The 17,070-nt window shown below is 59.6% G+C and carries 12 protein-coding genes; 6 read left to right on the plus strand and 6 right to left on the minus strand.

Annotation, left to right across the window (positions count from 1 at the left end; all coding sequences use genetic code 11):
• The first annotated feature begins 110 nt into the window (after positions 1-110).
• The 4 genes from CFB47_RS28610 to CFB47_RS28625 all read left to right on the plus strand — a co-directional run bounded on the left by CFB47_RS28610 (position 111) and on the right by CFB47_RS28625 (position 4,310).
• Entirely contained in the window at positions 111-584 is a 474-nt protein-coding gene (locus CFB47_RS28610) for a cupin domain-containing protein (protein ID WP_179258990.1), read from the plus strand.
• A 105-nt stretch (positions 585-689) separates the two neighbouring features.
• Positions 690-1,601, plus strand: coding sequence for a LysR substrate-binding domain-containing protein (locus tag CFB47_RS28615; RefSeq protein ID WP_089463002.1), 912 nt, complete (start codon positions 690-692; stop codon positions 1,599-1,601).
• Between the two features lie 138 nt (positions 1,602-1,739).
• Positions 1,740-3,056, plus strand: a complete 1,317-nt coding sequence (locus CFB47_RS28620) for an MFS transporter (protein ID WP_089463003.1) — start codon at positions 1,740-1,742, stop codon at positions 3,054-3,056.
• A 12-nt stretch (positions 3,057-3,068) separates the two neighbouring features.
• A complete protein-coding gene (locus tag CFB47_RS28625; RefSeq protein WP_089463004.1) occupies positions 3,069-4,310 on the plus strand; it encodes an amidohydrolase family protein in 1,242 nt (413 codons plus the stop codon).
• Between the two features lie 208 nt (positions 4,311-4,518).
• Here CFB47_RS28625 and CFB47_RS28630 read toward each other — a convergent pair whose 3' ends face one another.
• On the minus strand, positions 4,519-4,872 hold the full coding sequence (locus tag CFB47_RS28630) for a hypothetical protein (RefSeq protein WP_256946762.1): 354 nt from the start codon (positions 4,870-4,872) through the stop codon (positions 4,519-4,521).
• 694 nt (positions 4,873-5,566) lie between these two features.
• Between CFB47_RS28630 and CFB47_RS40765 the strand changes: the two genes are divergently transcribed.
• Together CFB47_RS40765 and CFB47_RS40770 are read left to right on the plus strand one after the other, a co-directional pair.
• On the plus strand, positions 5,567-10,063 hold the full coding sequence (locus CFB47_RS40765; protein ID WP_143330876.1) for an H-NS family nucleoid-associated regulatory protein: 4,497 nt from the start codon (positions 5,567-5,569) through the stop codon (positions 10,061-10,063).
• A gap of 344 nt (positions 10,064-10,407) precedes the next feature.
• Positions 10,408-11,448 (plus strand): hypothetical protein, encoded by a 1,041-nt coding sequence (locus tag CFB47_RS40770; RefSeq protein WP_143330877.1) that lies wholly within the window; start codon positions 10,408-10,410, stop codon positions 11,446-11,448.
• Between the two features lie 555 nt (positions 11,449-12,003).
• Here the strand turns inward: CFB47_RS40770 and CFB47_RS28650 are convergent.
• The 5 genes from CFB47_RS28650 to CFB47_RS28670 form a co-directional block, all read right to left on the minus strand.
• On the minus strand, positions 12,004-12,459 hold the full coding sequence (locus CFB47_RS28650; RefSeq protein WP_089463007.1) for a GNAT family N-acetyltransferase: 456 nt from the start codon (positions 12,457-12,459) through the stop codon (positions 12,004-12,006).
• A 192-nt stretch (positions 12,460-12,651) separates the two neighbouring features.
• Complete coding sequence (locus CFB47_RS28655) at positions 12,652-13,440, minus strand: hypothetical protein (RefSeq protein ID WP_089463575.1); 789 nt, start codon at positions 13,438-13,440, stop codon at positions 12,652-12,654.
• A 105-nt stretch (positions 13,441-13,545) separates the two neighbouring features.
• Positions 13,546-15,408, minus strand: coding sequence for a methyl-accepting chemotaxis protein (locus CFB47_RS28660; protein WP_089463008.1), 1,863 nt, complete (start codon positions 15,406-15,408; stop codon positions 13,546-13,548).
• Between the two features lie 169 nt (positions 15,409-15,577).
• The gene (locus CFB47_RS28665; RefSeq protein WP_089463009.1) at positions 15,578-16,258 is read right to left on the minus strand and encodes an OmpA family protein; all 681 of its coding nucleotides are present in this window, start codon (positions 16,256-16,258) and stop codon (positions 15,578-15,580) included.
• 39 nt (positions 16,259-16,297) lie between these two features.
• Positions 16,298-17,062, minus strand: coding sequence for a flagellar motor protein (locus CFB47_RS28670; RefSeq protein WP_039344897.1), 765 nt, complete (start codon positions 17,060-17,062; stop codon positions 16,298-16,300).
• Positions 17,063-17,070: the final 8 nt, after the last annotated feature.

Here is a 17,070-nt window from a genome sequence, read left to right on the forward strand (position 1 = left end):
CGTATTTTTTGTCAAAATACACGATATCCGCAAGCCTACCGCTCCAGTAACCTGCATGCCGTATGACGGACGCCTCCGTCTCCCTGCCCCATGCCACCACTGGAGAACGAATGACTGACGCCACCACGATCGCGCGCATGATCGAATCCGCCGATGGACACCCTGTCCTGCATCCGTCGGGCGCCCGAATGAACATCAAGGTTTTCGCCGCCGAAACAGGCGGGGCTTATTCGCTCATGGAAACCGTGCTGCCCCCCGGCGGAACCGTGCCGTTGCACATCCATGAAGACGAGGACGAGAACAATTTCATTCTCGAAGGCGAGCTGACGATGCTGATCGGCGAGGTTCAGTACACCGCAAAGGCGGGCAGCTATGTGGTCGCGCCCAAGGGGATCACCCAGCAATTCCACAATGCCGGCACGGCGCCCTGCCGATTCCTGACGACGTTCACGCCCGGCGGGGCGGAAGGGTTCTTCAAGGAAGCGGGCGAGCTCGTGCGGCTGGCGGCCCCCGGCAAGCCTTCCGTCGACGCGCTTGCCGCGCTTCAACGCAAGTACAAGCTGCGCTACCTGCCTGCGGCTTGAGGCGGGCACGCTGCAGCGGGTCGGGCTTTCACCCATGCGGGGGTTTGCGATTCCGTCGCGATCCCCGCTTATGATGTCGCGAGCCACACCACCCTCACGCCCGCCATGCGCATCACGCCCCTGCCGCCCCTTCAGTGCCTCATCGCGTTCGAAGCCGCCGTGCGGCATGCGAGCTTCACGCGCGCGGCCGCCGAGCTGCATTTGACCCAAAGCGCGATCAGCCGGCAAATCCAGCAGCTCGAGGAATTCCTCGGCCGCTCGCTGTTCGTGCGCGAGCATCGTTCGCTGCGGCTGACGATCGCCGGCGAGCAATACGCAGCGCAGGTGCACCATCTCCTCACGCAATGCGCGGAAGCCACGCACGATGTGATGAAGCCCTATGGCGATCTCGAACTGACGATCGCGTGCTCGTCCGGCGTGGCGCTGCTGTGGCTCACGCCGCGCCTGCCCGCGTTTCGCACCGCGTATCCGGACATCAAGCTGCGGCTGATCGTGCGCGACGGACTCGCGTCGATGTCGCCGGCGGAGTTCGACGTAGGCATCTACTACGTGCGCCAGCAGGCGCCCGCCGAATACACCGCGCGGCGCCTGTTCGACGAGGAAGTGTTTCCCGTCTGCGCGCCGGGCTACCTGGCCGGCCGCACGCTCGCGGCGGCCGATCTCGCGCACGAGACGCTGCTGCGCCTCGAGGACGGGCAGCGTCAGTGGATGTCGTGGTCCGAATGGTTCGACCAGAACGACATCGACCGGCAGAAGGCGCAGCCGCAGGACATCACAATCAACTCGTATCCGCAGATCGTGCAGATGACCATCCTCGGCCAGGGCATATCGCTCGGCTGGCGCTACATGATCGACGCATGCATCGAGGCCGGGCTGCTCGTGCGCGTGACGGAGGCGTCGGCGAGCCACGGCGGCGGCTATTACGTGATCTCGCCGAACGACCGCGCGCAGAACCACGCCGCCCGCCTGTTCACCCGCTGGCTGTTCGAACAGGCGGAGCGGCAGATGGCGCCCTGATCCATCCGGGACGCAACGCATGCGCCCAGCGCATGCGTGCATGCAAATCTTTCGTTTCAGAAAAAAATCGCGCTGTCCTTAGCATGGGTTCACGCGGGGCAGCCGTCCCGTCTTCTGATTCCGATAGAGGAAGAGACCATGCAAGGAACGCTTTCCCCGCGCGCCGCGCTTGCCGTCGATGCGGCAGTGCAGCAGCGCCGCCGCGCCATCGTCGCGACCGTGATCGGCAATGGTCTCGAATGGTTCGATTTCACCGTCTACAGCTTCTTCGCGGTCATCATCGCGAAACTGTTCTTTCCGACCGGCAACGAACTGACGTCCGTGCTGCTGACCGTCGCGACGTTCGGCGTCGGCTTCTTCATGCGGCCCGTCGGTGGCATCGTGCTCGGCATCTACGCGGACAAGGTCGGGCGCAAGGCCGCGCTGTCGCTCACCATCCTCATGATGGCCGCCGGCACCGCGCTCATTGGGCTCGCGCCGACCTACGAACAGGCTGGTATCGCCGCGCCGCTGCTGATCGTCGTCGCGCGGCTGCTGCAAGGCTTCTCGGCCGGCGGCGAGATGGGCGGCGCCACCGCGTTCCTCACCGAATACGCGCCGCCGGAGAAGCGCGCGTACTACTCGAGCTGGATCCAGTCGAGCATCGGCTTCGCGGTGCTGCTCGGCGCCGCGACCGGCACCTTCGTCACGACGTCGCTCGACACGCAGGCGCTGCATAGCTGGGGCTGGCGGCTGCCGTTCCTGCTCGGGATCATCGTCGGGCCCGTCGGCTACTACATCCGCAGCCATATCGACGAGACGCCCGCATTCAGTGCCGTCGAAGCGCAGGCGAAAGAAAGCTCGCCGCTGAAGGAAGTGCTGTCCACCTACCCGCGCGAGACGTTCGCGAGTTTTTCGATGGTCATTCTGTGGACCGTCTGCACCTACGTGCTGCTCTTCTACATGCCGACGTATTCCGTGCGCACGCTGCATCTGCCGCAATCGACCGGTTTCGCGGCCGGCATGGTCGGCGGGCTGATGATCATGTGCTGCTCGCCGATCGTCGGCCGGCTCGCCGACGTGTGGGGGCGACGCGTGTTCCTGTCCGGCTCGGCGCTGGCCATCTTCGTGCTCGCGTGGCCGATGTTCGCGTGGATCAACCATGCGCCCGGGTTCACGTCGCTGATCGTGTTCCAGGCCGTGTTCGGCGTGCTGATCGCGACCTACACGGGGCCGATCCTCGCGGCGTTCGCCGAACTGTTCCCGACCAAGGTGCTGTCGACCGGGCTGTCCGTTGCCTACAACTTCGCGGTGACGATCTTCGGCGGCTTCGCGCCGTTCCTGATCACGTGGCTCATCGCCCGCACCGGCAGCAACATGGCGCCGGCTTTCTACGTGACGCTCGCGGCGGCCGTCAGCTTCATCGGCACGCGCTTCGTGAAGGATGCGAAGCGTGGTGCTTCCGTCAATCGATAAGGATCCCTCTTCATGACCATTACCGTGCTTCAAGGCGGCAACGTACTCGATCTCGAACGGGGCGTGCTGCTCGAACATCATCATGTCGTGATCGACGGCGAACGGATCGTCGAAGTCACCGATCGGCCGGTGGATTTTCCGAATGCGCAGGTGATCGACGTGCGCGGCAAGACCGTGATGCCGGGGTTCATCGATTGCCATGTGCACGTGCTGGCTTCGAGTGCGAATCTCGGTGTGAATGCGACGCAGCCGAATATTCTTGCGGCGATTCGATCGTTGCCGATTCTCGATGCGATGTTGTCGCGTGGGTTTACCAGCGTGCGGGATGCTGGGGGTGCTGATTGGAGCTTGATGCAGGCGGTCGAAACCGGGCTGGTGTCGGGGCCGCGGATTTTTCCGTCGGGAAAGGCGTTGTCGCAGACCGGCGGGCATGGGGATTTTCGGCCGCGCGGGGATTTGCTGGAGCCTTGTTCTTGCTGCTTCAGGACGGGGGCGATTGCTCGGGTGGTGGACGGGGTCGAAGGTGTGCGGCTTGCCGTGCGTGAAGAAATTCAGAAAGGCGCGACGCAGATCAAGATCATGGCGTCAGGTGGCGTGGCTTCGCCGACCGACCCGATTGCGAACACGCAGTATTCCGAGGACGAGATTCGGGCCATCGTGGATGAAGCCGAGGCCGCGAATACTTATGTGATGGCGCATGCGTATACGGGGCGGGCGATTGCTCGGGCGGTGCGGTGTGGGGTTAGGACGATCGAGCATGGGAATCTGGTGGATGAGGCGGCGGCGAAGTTGATGCACGAGCATGGCGCGTTTGTCGTGCCGACGCTTGTCACTTATGACGCGTTGGCCAAACACGGCGCGGAGTTCGGGATGCCGCCGGATTCGGTGGCGAAGGTGGCTTCCGTTCAGCAAAAGGGACGCGAATCGCTGGAAATCTATGCGAACGCCGGCGTGAAGATGGGGTTCGGGTCGGATCTGCTCGGGGAAATGCACGCGTTTCAAAGCGGAGAGTTTCGGATTCGGGCGGAGGTGCTGGGGAATCTGGAAGCGCTCAGGTCGGCGACGACCGTCGCGGCGGAGATCGTCAATATGCAGGGGCAGCTTGGGGTGGTTGCCGTGGGGGCGATCGCCGACCTCGTCGTGTTGGATGGGAATCCGCTTGAGGATATCGGAGTCGTGGCCGATGAAGGCGCGCGGGTCGAGTATGTGTTGCAGCGGGGGGCGCTTGTGAAGCGGCAAGCCGGTGGGCGTTGATTTGATGATTTGACGCCATTCGACTGTTTCGGCGGGCGCCGTGTCGCCTCACGCGCCTTGCGGTCGTGACAGTTGTTGAAGGTGGCTGGAGGTGTGAGTCGCGGCGTTTGCGGCAATGGCCGGGGCGGTGTCGCCCCGGCAGTCAGTCGCATTCGGGAAACACCTGCATTCCACTCGCTAGGGCCGCATCAAGCGGCCCTAGCAGGCGTTATAGCGACGACGGTCCACGGTCAGGATCGTGGTACGGCTGCTCTCGCAACGCCAACTGGCTGTAATCCGGCGTGATCGTGATCTGCCGGGTCGCGTAGTTGGCGTCCACGTATACGCGGTCGCCAGGCCTAAATCCGAAGATCTTGAAATCAATGTCGATCGCCTTCATCCACGGCAGATACGGCCAGCCTCGCTTGGGAAGGTCCGGGTAGTTGCGCAGGACCAGCTCAAACGTCTTTTGCATGTTGACCGGTTTGTTCTTTCTACGACGTGGCTTAGTATTGGCGTCAGCCATTTCCGACTCCTGGTTCGAGTTGGTGGTGGTCAGCGGGTCGTATGGGTTGCCGCCCATGCGGCCCGCGCTTCTTTGATGCCTTGGGTTTCTCCTTCTTTCTCCCTTCTTCGCTGGGTCTTGTTGGGCAAGACGGCTTACGTTCGACCATCGGTGCGAAGGGGAATGCGTTCTACTCCCGATGACGAGAAGCAAGGCTTCAAGACCAGTGTAGTCGTGCTGGCATCTCAGAAATGGGGGATTGGGGGGATTGGCCGTTAGGTATAGGGAGCGTGTCCGTGCCTGATGCTTCATGTCAGTGATTCGGAGGACTTGTACCCTATGAATCGCTAGGGCCGATCGATCCAGAACTATTTCGATTGCGGGAAGTACTTCAACCTCGACTCTTCCTAAGCCGTATGGCACACGATCGTTGGCGCTCAACGCGTGAATGACGAACGGCCACACGCGGCCGTCCCTTAAGGACTGAGTTGGAACGCCACTCGTGCGCGATTACCGCCAACGCTAACGTCGGAAATCGATCCCTAGCCGCCACGCGTACCTCCGCGGTAAGTGGCGCGGGAACAGACGTGCCTCGGAGAACTGCGCAGGTTCTTCGGAAGTTGCTCTGGAAACGTCGCTGGCGGAGTTCTCCCGCGCAGCCTAGGGGCTTGTCCAGGCCTTCGATAAATCCCAAAATAGGTACATAGGCAGCCGTGCTCAAACTCGGCCTAGCCGACAATAACGAAGAAGAATCTGACCGAGCTGCTCCGCGATGACTGATTATCTCGACCTAGAACGACGTTTTAGCCTCTTGACCGAGTACTCGGTCAAGGAGCTTCTGACCTTGAATATCTTTGGCCGCAAGCACTTAGGCTGGGAGCAACTCCTCGCCGGACGATTCTCGCTCATCACTGCACGCGCAAATTTCGGCAAAACAACGGAGCTGCGAGCTTGCGCGCAGCGCCTCCGTGACAACGGTCAGCATGCAGTGTTCGTTGCCCTTCACCGACTTCTCGAAGAACTCGACTTTCAAATCGCTCTTGAAGCCACCGAAGCCAAAGCATTCGAAGCATGGGAGGCCTCGCCCACCGAGCGACTGCACATGTTTGTTGATTCTCTGGATGAGGCAGTGCTAGGCCGGGAGTCGGGGCTACAGTCAGCTCTTCGTAGGGTGTCCAGGGCAGTTGGGCGTCCAGGTGCAGATGTCAGTTGGATTCTCTCGTCGCGCCCCGCTACTCTCACGCCTTCTGTTCTTGATGTTGTTCAAGAAGAACTTCGTGCAACGCTCTATGCGGGCGACGCGAACGACGAGTCGCCCGACGACACGTCAGAAGAAGTGGAAGTAACCGAAGCTCCGAGCGCTGGACTCGCCGTGTTCGATGCCGGCAGCACGGTTAAGTCGAGGTCAGCCCCGAAGGAGCACTTGAAGGTCTTCCGGTTACTTCCCCTCTCAAGGAGGGCGGCGAGGTTGTACCTCGAGAATCGCCATAGTGTCGCTAACGGCAAGGCATTGCTGGAGGCAGCGCGGCGTTTCGGGCTAAATGAACTCGCGGATGGCCCCGGAAGTCTCGACGTACTGGCTTACGTCGACCCGGTGACCAATCCGCCTAGCGACCTAACCTCCGTCTTTGAGCGAATGGTTTCTGCTGTCCAGGCTCAGCAACGCTCAGACCGCCGCGAAACGCTGGTGGGACGGCCTTCCCCGGAGTGCCTGAACGAGGCTTTGGAGAAGCTCGCGGCAGCTTCGGCCGTTTGTCAGCTGCCAAATATGGAGTTGGCCGCGGATGTTCTCAGAGTGCAGGATGGAGTGCTGTCGTGCCGGCCGCTCGTGGGCTCTTTGCTCTCTGAAAGTTCATTGACGTATCTGCTTGGCTCCAGGCTGTTCATCGATTCGGGCCAGCATCAGGTCAAGCTTTATCCCGATCAACTGCTTCCCTATCTCGCCGCAAAGCGCCTCTCGTCCCTGGTTCAGTCGCCCGAAGACGCGCACCGGCTTGTTGCTGCGCTGTCGTGGAGGGCAGCGACTGGTGAATGTGGAGTACATCGAGCGTACCTGACTCTCGCCGGCTGGCTATCCACATTCAATGTGCACTGCAGGTTGGAGTTGCTAGAGGTTGAACCGCAGGCCGTTGCGTTCTTCGGTGACCTGCGCAGTACGCAAGTTCCGTTGGCGGACGCGAGCGCAGCACTGAAGCGCAGCGTGGAGCGGCTGGACACTTGCGGCGACACGTTAGGACGCAATCATTTCACTCTGACGGCGGAGAACTACTGGCAAGCCGCAAAGCCCGGAATTGAACCGACACTTCTGGAGGCCTACGACAGCGTTGGCTCTGACTGGCACGCACGCGTCGCGCTTCTCGATATCGCTACCTACGCTCGTCTGGATGTCTTCCGTGACAAGGTTCTGTCCGAGCATGGCAACGACTACGCGAAGCTGCTAGGAAATCCAGCCGAGCTCGTGTATCTGATGTCGCTCGAACGAGATGACGATGCTCAATCACTCGCTGATGCGGCTAAGACGTGCCCGCACCTTGAAGAACGAACGCTTCAGCTTCTTCTTAGCGAGCTTGCGTGGAGGACATTCGACGCTGACACGATCGCTGAACTGGCAAGCAAGCAGTACATATGCAACGGCGGCGGGTTCAATCTCACTTGGGCTCTCACACACGATGTCGCTGACTCCGCAAGCCCGGAGCAACTTGCGGCGCTCACCGAGAGGTTGCTATGCCGCATGGTGAAAAGCTTTGACGCGAAGCGTTACGAACACCACGAAAGGTGCGACAACTTTGCAGATGCTGTTCAAGAGTTGATTGCGCTCGTTGTTCGAACCGATAGCCTTCCTGTCGAACGCGTCACCAAGCTGTGCCTGACGTACTACCAGGCGCAAGGCAAGCTCCACTTTGGAAGCGGCGAGCAGGCTGAACTCCGCGCCGCGCTGAAGGTGTCCGACGCCGTTCGCCGGAACCTACTTCAAGCAGTCATCGCTCAAAGTGACCGAACGCATGAAGGAATCTGGAAGACGTTTGTCTCCTACGGGATGTACTCGCTTTGGCAAGATGGCGATGTTGATGCGCTTACCGAGCCTGGATTCACCGAACTGGTATCCACGTTCAAGGAAAAGGCTGCTGCACAGAAGTCGGTTACTCGGCCCCAAACGGCGAAGCAAGAGAAGCTGGAGCTGGGCAAACAGTCCAAGGACGCGCTGTCCATCGAAATTGGTAGCGTGAGAGACGGCTCGAACACGAATGCGCTTGCCTGGATTGCCAATTGGCTATGCCGGACAAACCGCGACGCACGCTACGGCGAGTGCGACTTCTCGGCGTTCGAAAAGGCAGCGGGCGTCGACCTTGCTAACGCCGCCCGAGCAGGGCTTAGCGCCATATGGCGCACGCGTGAACCGAAGTTTCAGGAGCACGAGCGCAACACCACATACTATGTGACCGTCGCCGGCCTTCAGGGGCTTCACCTTGATCTTGGAGATGGCGCCAAGCTTCCGGTGCTGTCCACCACCGAGGTTAAGCGAGCTCTCTCCTACGGTCGCTTTGAAATCAACGGATATCCGAAGTGGTTCTGGTCCGTCGTGCGCGCCAATGAGGCGGTAGCCCTCGAGGAATTCCACGAAGTACTGGCCAAGGCAGACGCCGGTGCGGTTTCAGCTGCCCAGGCAGATGCTCTGATTCGGCATTTGCCGGACGCGCCTTCTGCGGTTCAGCGTGGCCTGTCCGGCGCGGCTTGGACGTTCGCGACAAGCTCAGCTAACGTTGACTCGTATGCGCTTACAGCTGCCCTGACCTGCGCGGTGGTTGAAGGGGCAGATCTAGACCAAGGCGCTTTCGAAGGCGAAGCTTGGTCGCACATGTCTGTAGCTTTCCGCGACCCACTGCCCACCCATGGTTCTCTCGCCTCACCTGGGGATACAGATGAGCAGAAAGTGCGTAGTGATCTTGAGGCCCGTATCAGCGCCATGACGCGCCTCCGCTCAAACGCGGTCGTGTGGGGGCAGTTCTGGCTGTTTCATTACCCGGCAACCTTCAGTGCGCGGTGGGACAGTTGGCATGCAGCCGAGCAGCGCGCCGCGGAAGAATTCATATTCGATCTGGCCGCGTATGTCGGCCAGGACCAGCGGAGCCGTTTGAGCGGCTTAACAGAGAGAGGCATGGACGGCCTGAGGGCTCTCGCGGCCCTATACGAGTGGGTGGTGACTGTCGTGCGTGAGCCCGATGATATCGTTCACGAAGATGGACGGGTGTTTCACGTTGGCGCCCGTGATCACGCACAGCGTCTTCGCGACTCGCTGCTCCCCGTAATCTCAAGTGCCAAGTCCCAAGCGGCCTACGTCGTACTAGACGACCTTCGAGAGAAGACCAGCGGGGCGCGAGCGAAATACATCAGGCAGTTGCAATTTCAGATGCGCGAAGAGGAAGCCTACGTCGTTCCTGTCACCCAGCAGAACTACGCCAAGTTCGAACGCGACTTCGCGCCTCCATCCATTGGATTCACCGCTTTCGCTCAAGCCGTCCACAACGACCTGCTCGCGGTACAACGTGACATCGAACATGGCGAATTCAGCCTTCGGCGTATGTTCAATCTTGTGGTCATGAAGCACATCAAGAAGGAAACCGAAGGCCTGGCCCTCGAAGAAGACTTCCAGGCACTTCTCGGGAGCGAGTTGAATCATGCAAGCGGCGGTCGTTATGTCGTGACACTGGAGCCAATCCTTCCAGCGGCAACCCGGCGCGATGTGCTGTGTCAGGTAGGTGAACTTCGAGCCACTGTTGAGCTCAAGATGTCCGAGCGTTGGACTGTTGCCGACTACCTCGTGGCCTTGGACGAGCAGTTGAAGGGGCAGTACATGCAGACTCCGAACTCGAAGATTGGCTTCTTCGTAGTTGTGCTCCAGCGCCGCAGGACGTGGAACAACCCGGCTGGCGGTAAGTTGGATTTTGATGGCTTGATTGCGCTGCTCAAACGGAAGGCGCTGGAGTTGCAAGCCACGGACCCCGCCCTCTTTTTGCGCATCGTTGGCATTGACGCGGCGCCGCAAGACGATTTTCGCAAAACGATGGCCATCACGAAGGCCGCCATAAGCGGGCCCTCGAAGTACGCGGACGCGCATGGCAACACGTGGTCTGGAAAGGGCCGCCGGCCAAAGTGGGTGAACGACGCTCTCGCTGTGGGTAAGACGCTATCCGACTTTGACATCAGCCAGCCTAAAGCTGGGGCCGATTCCGCAATCTGCGCCCAGTGGGCTGCTACTCCAGGTGCGTGAAGATTCAGACGGCGATAGCGCTTGGGCCGCGACCCGGCTAGCTCAACAGAAAGGGGGCGGTCGCACCTGACCAATCCCGGCCAGCAGCCGCCCAACGTGGGTGGCGGCATTCGACCCGGAACGAACGTTCAATTTCGATGTATGCCAATGTTCACTTCCGATCCCGCAACCGTCGTTCGACTTCCGCTACTACAACGACTCATTTCAGCTGTGCGCTCGCCACTCGCTCCATGGCGAGCGAATCAGATTGGATAATATGTAGATCTAATATGGAGATTTGCGCGATGTAAATATTTTATTTTCCGATAAACTGAAATACGGCAAAATAACTGCGGGGACGCTCGATGGCCTATAAAGAAGTTGAAGAGATTTATCGAATAAGACAATTCGACAAAAAGTTGCGCGACAATCTGAATAAGAGAGGGCAGCTTTATGAGGAACGGGCAATTGGCTACCCAAGTGGCCACATAGTTGAGCGCGTAAAATTTCTTAATAGTGGGCCTGGTGCCATTTGGCATCACAGCTGGACCAATCAAAATGGCGAAGTTGTCAATTTGTTCGGACGCGGTGAATTTGGTTCGAATCGCACACTTCTCATTGACCTGCAATTCAACTATTCGACGACCAAGATAAAGAAGAGTCTGGGTGGCGCCTTTCTTGAAGATAGCGAAACTGGCGAAATCTCGCTCGCTCATCGGGGAATCATCACTGTTCTCAATCGGATACCCAAAGAGTTAGCTTTCGAAGCTATGGCAGGTCATGCTGTAGATGCTCAATCTAGCCGTAAGCAAGTCGAGTTTTTGCTGATAACAGATCTTAACTCCCAAAGCCTGCTCAGAGATATTGGTGAATTTGCCAGTGAGTTGCGGGATTCCGTCAGATCAAAGGCTGAGGATGCAGAATTCGGTTCAAAATCGAGAGATGATTTGCAGGAGAAGACTCAAAGATCTGGCTTTGACCAACTTAATGACTACTTCAAGGAATTCACCGGAGAGCGAAAATCACACAAACCCAGGAGATTATACCCAAAGTCAAATCATGGCAAGGTGGTCGAGGCTCTTAGAGAAGAATTTTCAAACAATGGTAAAGCCCTAAAATCCCGCGCGATTGATTTAGTAGTTGAGCAGAAAAAAAGAGCGCTGCTATTTGAAGTGAAGACGAGCTCTGATACACAAAGCATCTACACAGCAATTGGCCAGCTTTCCGTTCACGTCGTTCCTGCAAAGGAAAGGCTCAAAAAGCCGATCGTTCAGGTGCTGATCGTCCCCGAACAACCTATGAAGCACATTGCTGATGTCATAGCGAATGAGCTTAAGTTCCGCGTGGCCACATATTCGATAGACAAGCAGGGAAATGTTAGCTTCCATGATCTGGATCTTCTGTAATCGGGTGTTGACCAAGTGAGCGCGAAGTATTTTAATAACGAGGATGAGCAATATATCGCAAAGCAATCATATAATAATAGGTCTTTACTGATTTAAATCTTGATGCTGATTTTTTCACTCAGCCTGATTAGGGATATTTGGCAGATGGAATGCCTGGGCCCGGACTCACTGAACTCCTGTTCAGCGGGCATCTTTCAGTCGAAGGTATGATTGATACGCCGCCGAGAATGTCTGTTGGTAGTTGATCTGTTGAATATCGGGAGGGGGTGAACCGTAAGCAACGTGTCACCCGTTCAATCATTTCCCATGCCTTGCGTTTATCTGCCCGACGCTCGAAGCAGGAGCGATGAGTCGTATTTTATTCTGTTGCAACATGAGCCTCCGACTCTGGATTTCTTTCGGTCAATATGATTTGGGCAGCGCGACCGCATTCGAGTGCAAGACAGCCGCTCGAGTGACTGCCCGGCTGCGTTGAAGAGTGGCACGTGATGGCCGAAACCGGACGACCAACTGGACATCACTAGATGCCGTTTCGAGTCCGCGCGAGCCTGCCACTCAGGGCGCGATGTGTTTCTGCATGAAAACACTCAACGGATCGTCCGCATAATTACCAAACGGTCCCCGACGCTGATATCCGGCAGACGCATACAAAGCCAGCGCTTCATGTTGATAGGGTCCAGTCTCTAGCCTGATGACCTTGCAACCCGAGTCGACCGCGCTTAACTCAAGCATCGTCATGAGTTTCCTCGCCACGCCCTGCCCACGACCACGCGGGCTGACATACATCCGCTTCAATTCACCGAAGTCAGGGTTGAGGACAATCGCCCCGCACCCCATTGCTTTACCTTCGCTGTCCCGCGCAACGGCGAACAACACATTGGATTGCTTCAGCGACGCGACATCCAGAGCGTGCCGACTTTCAGGCGGATACAGGGTGTCCTGGTATGCATCCAGATCGGCGATGAGGGCGATCACGTCGGGCTGGTCGGGAGACTCAAAGGCGATAGTCATGACAGACAAAGCTGTGCAAAAGGGCAATTGAAGTACCCGGCGATGAAGCAGTGCTCAACATCGATGACGGTCCGGTCTTCAGACACTGATTGTCTGCGATGCTTCCGGTACTGTCGAACCTCTCAAAAATCCGGTCGACTCCGATCCCCTCGTGATATCACTCGACTCAACGACCATAGAGACAATTGCATCCTATTGAGCAACCGCATCGACCATCGCTTGCGCTTCCGACACAAACCGTGAATAGCGCCTCTGCTTGGGCAGTTGCTGCGCGTAACAGGCTGGCCTTTGTTCCTCGGCCACGTGCCCCGCACTGCAAGCGACAATCGTTGGCAACGTCGCATCCCGCCACATGAGATAAACCCGCACACCCTGCCTGACCGACACCATCAACGTATTCGGCCCATCCGGCATCCCGTCCTGGCTGTCACCCAGCAGCAACGCCTTCACTACCGCATCAACCGGTTTCCGCTTCACGGGCAATTCGGCAAACCGATACTCCGCGGCGTCGCCACCAAGTACGTCGGTATAAAACGTCTCGTTATCGAAGATAACGGCAACATCGTCCGTGGACTTGATCCCCGCATCCGCCGTCGCCACCCAGGCCTTCAAAAGCGGAACCGTCGTCACAACGAGATTCACCTTCCCGTCATTCGACTTCAAGCGCAGTCCATCCGGCCCGGGCGTCATCCCGTTGTCGATGACGAGGGTCTCCACGGTACTCCCCGTCTTTGAGGAAAACCCTTTCGCCCTAACCGTCCCGACAAGCTTAACCAGCCGCGCATTCACCTCAGCGGTGTATTTCTTGTCCAGATCCGCTTGATCTTCCATCCGTGCCGCTGTAATCGCGTCGACGGCTTTCTTCCGATAGGCGAGATAAGAATCGGTAGGCGACGCAATCACCTTCGCCCCCACTGTAGCCGCAACCGCGACGAGCACCGCCGCCCCCACCCCGATCTTCCACTTGGAAATGCGTTTCATTTTTATAAGCGTTACCCAATCCCGCTCCGACATGCAAAAACGGCTGCCGTGAATCCACGACAGCCGTCCCACAGAAACGCCTTATTCTAAATCGCGAATCAGACTTTAATCATCCACCTTGAAAGCCGACACCAGCCGGGTCAACTCCGCCGCCTGCTGCTTCAAGCTCGCCGCAGCCGCCGCGCTTTCTTCCACCAGCGCCGCATTCTGCTGCGTCATCTGATCGAGCGACTGCACCGCGTCCCCGATCTGATCGATCCCGGCGCTCTGTTCCAGGCTAGCCTCAGCGATCTCGCTCATCATCGCGCTCACGCCTTGAACCTGCGACACGACATCGCGCATCACCTTCCCCGCCTCGCTCACCAGCCGCGACCCGGTATTCACCGTCCCCGCGCTATGCTCGATCAGCGTCTTGATCTCCTTCGCCGCCTGCGCACTGCGCTGCGCCAGATTCCGCACCTCAGAAGCCACCACCGCAAACCCGCGCCCCTGCTCCCCGGCCCGCGCCGCTTCCACAGCCGCATTCAGCGCCAGAATATTCGTCTGAAACGAAATACTGTCGATCATCACGATGATCTCGGAGATCCGCTGCGACGCGTCGCTGATCTCCTGCATCGTGGTCACGACTTCACCCACCACCTGCCCGCCGCGCGCCGCCGTATCGGCGGCACCGTTGATCATCTTCGCGGCCGTCGTCGCCGTTTCAGTGTTGTTCCGCACCACGGCCGTGATCTCTTCCATCGACGAAGCCGTGCGCTCCAGGTTGCTCGACTGCCCTTCGGTACGTTCGCTGAGGTCCGCATTCCCGGTAGCAATCTGCGCCGACCCGGTCGCAATCGACGACGAAGCCGCGCGAATGCTGTGCACCAGCGTCGACAGCGACGACACGAACCGGTTGAACGCATCCGACAACTGCCCGATCTCGTCCTGGCTCTCGACCGTCATCCGGCGCGTGAGGTCACCCTGACCGCTGGCGATCTCCGACAGCAGCGTCGCCGCGCGACGAATCGGCGCAGCAATCGCACGCCCCACCAGCCAGATCACGAGCAGCGCGACACCCAGCCCCACCACCGCCGCAACCAGCGCCGCGCTGCGAATCGCACGCGTCACCGGCCCGAGCAACTCGGCCTGCGGCACCTCGACAACCACATACGCATTCAACTCCGGAATGAACGAAGTCGCGATGAAACGCGCACCGCCATCACCGTTGTAGCTCAGGTACGCATACGGCTGCCCAGCCAACAGCGTCGCCGACGCATCCCCCGGCAACCCCTGCTGATCCTTCATGAAATGCTTGCCGTCGATCAGCGACGAATCGCGATGCATCATGATCGCGCCGTCGGGACGCACGAGATACGCGAACCCGGTCTCGCCGATTCGATACGCAGCAATACCCTTCGCAAGCGCATCGACGGACAGGCTCATACAGGCCGCACCGATCGGCACGCCATCGAGTTCAACACGGCTGTTGATGAACATCATGTAGCCGCCGACCGTCACCTCTCGATCCATGTTCACGTCGAACGCCTTGCCGGACGACAGGAAGCCGGTCAGCCACTGATCCTTGTCCGTCACCTTCCGCTGCAGGCCGGACTCGTTGTAGTAGTTGCCGCTCTTCACGGACACCCACTGCACCGACGCCGCCTTCTGCTCGTCCTTCACGTTCTTCGCGAGCTGGATCCAGTTGCGCGTGCCGGCATCGGGTTCGCCCTCAGCTTCCCATTGCAGCAGGAACGCATCGCGCGCGAGAATCCGCGACGCGGCGATCGGCCCGGCCATCTGGCGCTGCACGTCGGCGCGGATGCCGTTCACGGCCGTCGGCAGCTCTTCGCGCACGACACGATCACGCACCGCGTTGCCGATCAGGCGGATGCTGAGTCCGCTCGAGATCGCGACGAACACGAGCAGGCAACTCGTCATGCTGAGAATCAGCTTGTTCTGTATGGAAAGCTTGCGCCAGAAATGCATGGGGAACCCTCGATAACCGCTCGGTCTGAGCCAGTTTGGGTTATCGGCATGCACGCGCAGAACCGCATCGCTGATCTCACATGTTCATCATGCGAGATTCGTTATGTTGTTGTCAGGCAAGCATATGCGGCCGCTTATAGATGCGCGAGCAACGAAAATTCAGCGCGAATCAATATGCAACGAAGATCGTGACACGCCGGTTGCGCGCCCGCGCGGCGGCATCGTCCCCCGCGACGAGCGGCTGCGTATCGGCCCGCCCGATCGCCGCGAGCCGGTGCGGGGCGACACCGCGCTCGGTCAGGTAGCGCACGACGCTCCCCGCGCGCGCCGACGACAGCTCCCAGTTCGATTCGTATTTCGCGTTCGCGATCGGCACGCTGTCGGTGTGGCCTTCGACGAGAATCTCGCCGGTTGCGTGATCGCTCAGTGCCTGCGCGATCTGGTTCAGCACCGGCGACGAATCGGGCAGCAGGCGCGCATCGCCTACGTTGAACAGGATCTTCGCGTCGATGCCGATCTCGACGCCATGCGGCGCCTTCACGAGCGAGATCCGGCCGTTCGACTTCAACGAATCGAGCAAGGCGAGCCACGGCGGTGCGTGTTCGGGTGTCACGGCAGCGGTAGCAGCAGCGGATGCACTCACCGCACTTTCCGCATGCCGCGCGAGCGTCTGGTACCGCGCATCGAGCGCGTTGTACTTCGCGAGCTGGAGTACGTACAACGCGAGAAACAGCACCATCAGCGTCGTGATGAGATCCGCGTACGAAATCAGCCAGCGGCCGGATTGCGCGCCTTCGAGTTCGTCGTCGTCGCGATCGGCGGCGGATGCGCCGTCAGTTCGGGCAGTCATGCGGTTGGCATTCCGGGTTCGTCGTACGACACACGCGCATCACGCGAGCGATTCGACCGCGCGACCGCGCACGTCGCCGGTCAGGCGCGTCTCGATCGTATGCGGCGATTCCTTGCGCGAGATCGCGAGCAAGCCGTCGAGATACAGCTTGCGAAACCGCAGCTCGCTGTCGATCTGCGCGCGCAGCTTGCCGTAAAGCGGCAGGAACACGAGGTTGGCGAACGCCAGCCCGTACAGCGTCGCGATGAACGCAACCGCGATGCCCGGCCCGAGCTGAGCCGGTTCGAGCATATGGCTCGTCACCTGCACGAGCCCGAGCACCGACCCGAGAATGCCGAACGTCGGCGCATAGCCGCCCGCCTGCTGCCATACACGCGCGGCGGCGAGGCGGCTGCGTTCGTAGGCATCGAGTTCGCGCTGCAACGCGTCTTCGAGCACCGCAGTCGATACGCCGTTCGCCAGCAGTTCGAGCCCGCGGCGCGCGAACGGATGAATGCCGCTCACGTCCATCGATTCGAATGCGAGCAGCCCGTCGAGCTTCGCGCGGTCGCCCCATTCGAGCAGGTCGGACAGGTTCTTGCGATCGACCTCGCGCGCACGGACGAACGCGAGCCGCAGCTGTTTCACCGCGTCGAAGAAGCGTGCCCACGTGTTCTGGATCATCACAGCGCCGAGCGTGCCGCCGAGCACGATGATGAGCGCCTCGAACTGGAACAGCATCGAGAAATGCCCGCCTTCCAGCGCGAAACCGAACACGATCGCCGCGCCGCCCAACAGCACACCGGCCAGGGTCAACAGGTCCATGCGCGTCT

This window comes from Burkholderia sp. AU27893 (genome assembly GCF_002223205.1).
In the GTDB taxonomy this organism is placed as follows: Bacteria; Pseudomonadota; Gammaproteobacteria; order Burkholderiales; family Burkholderiaceae; genus Burkholderia.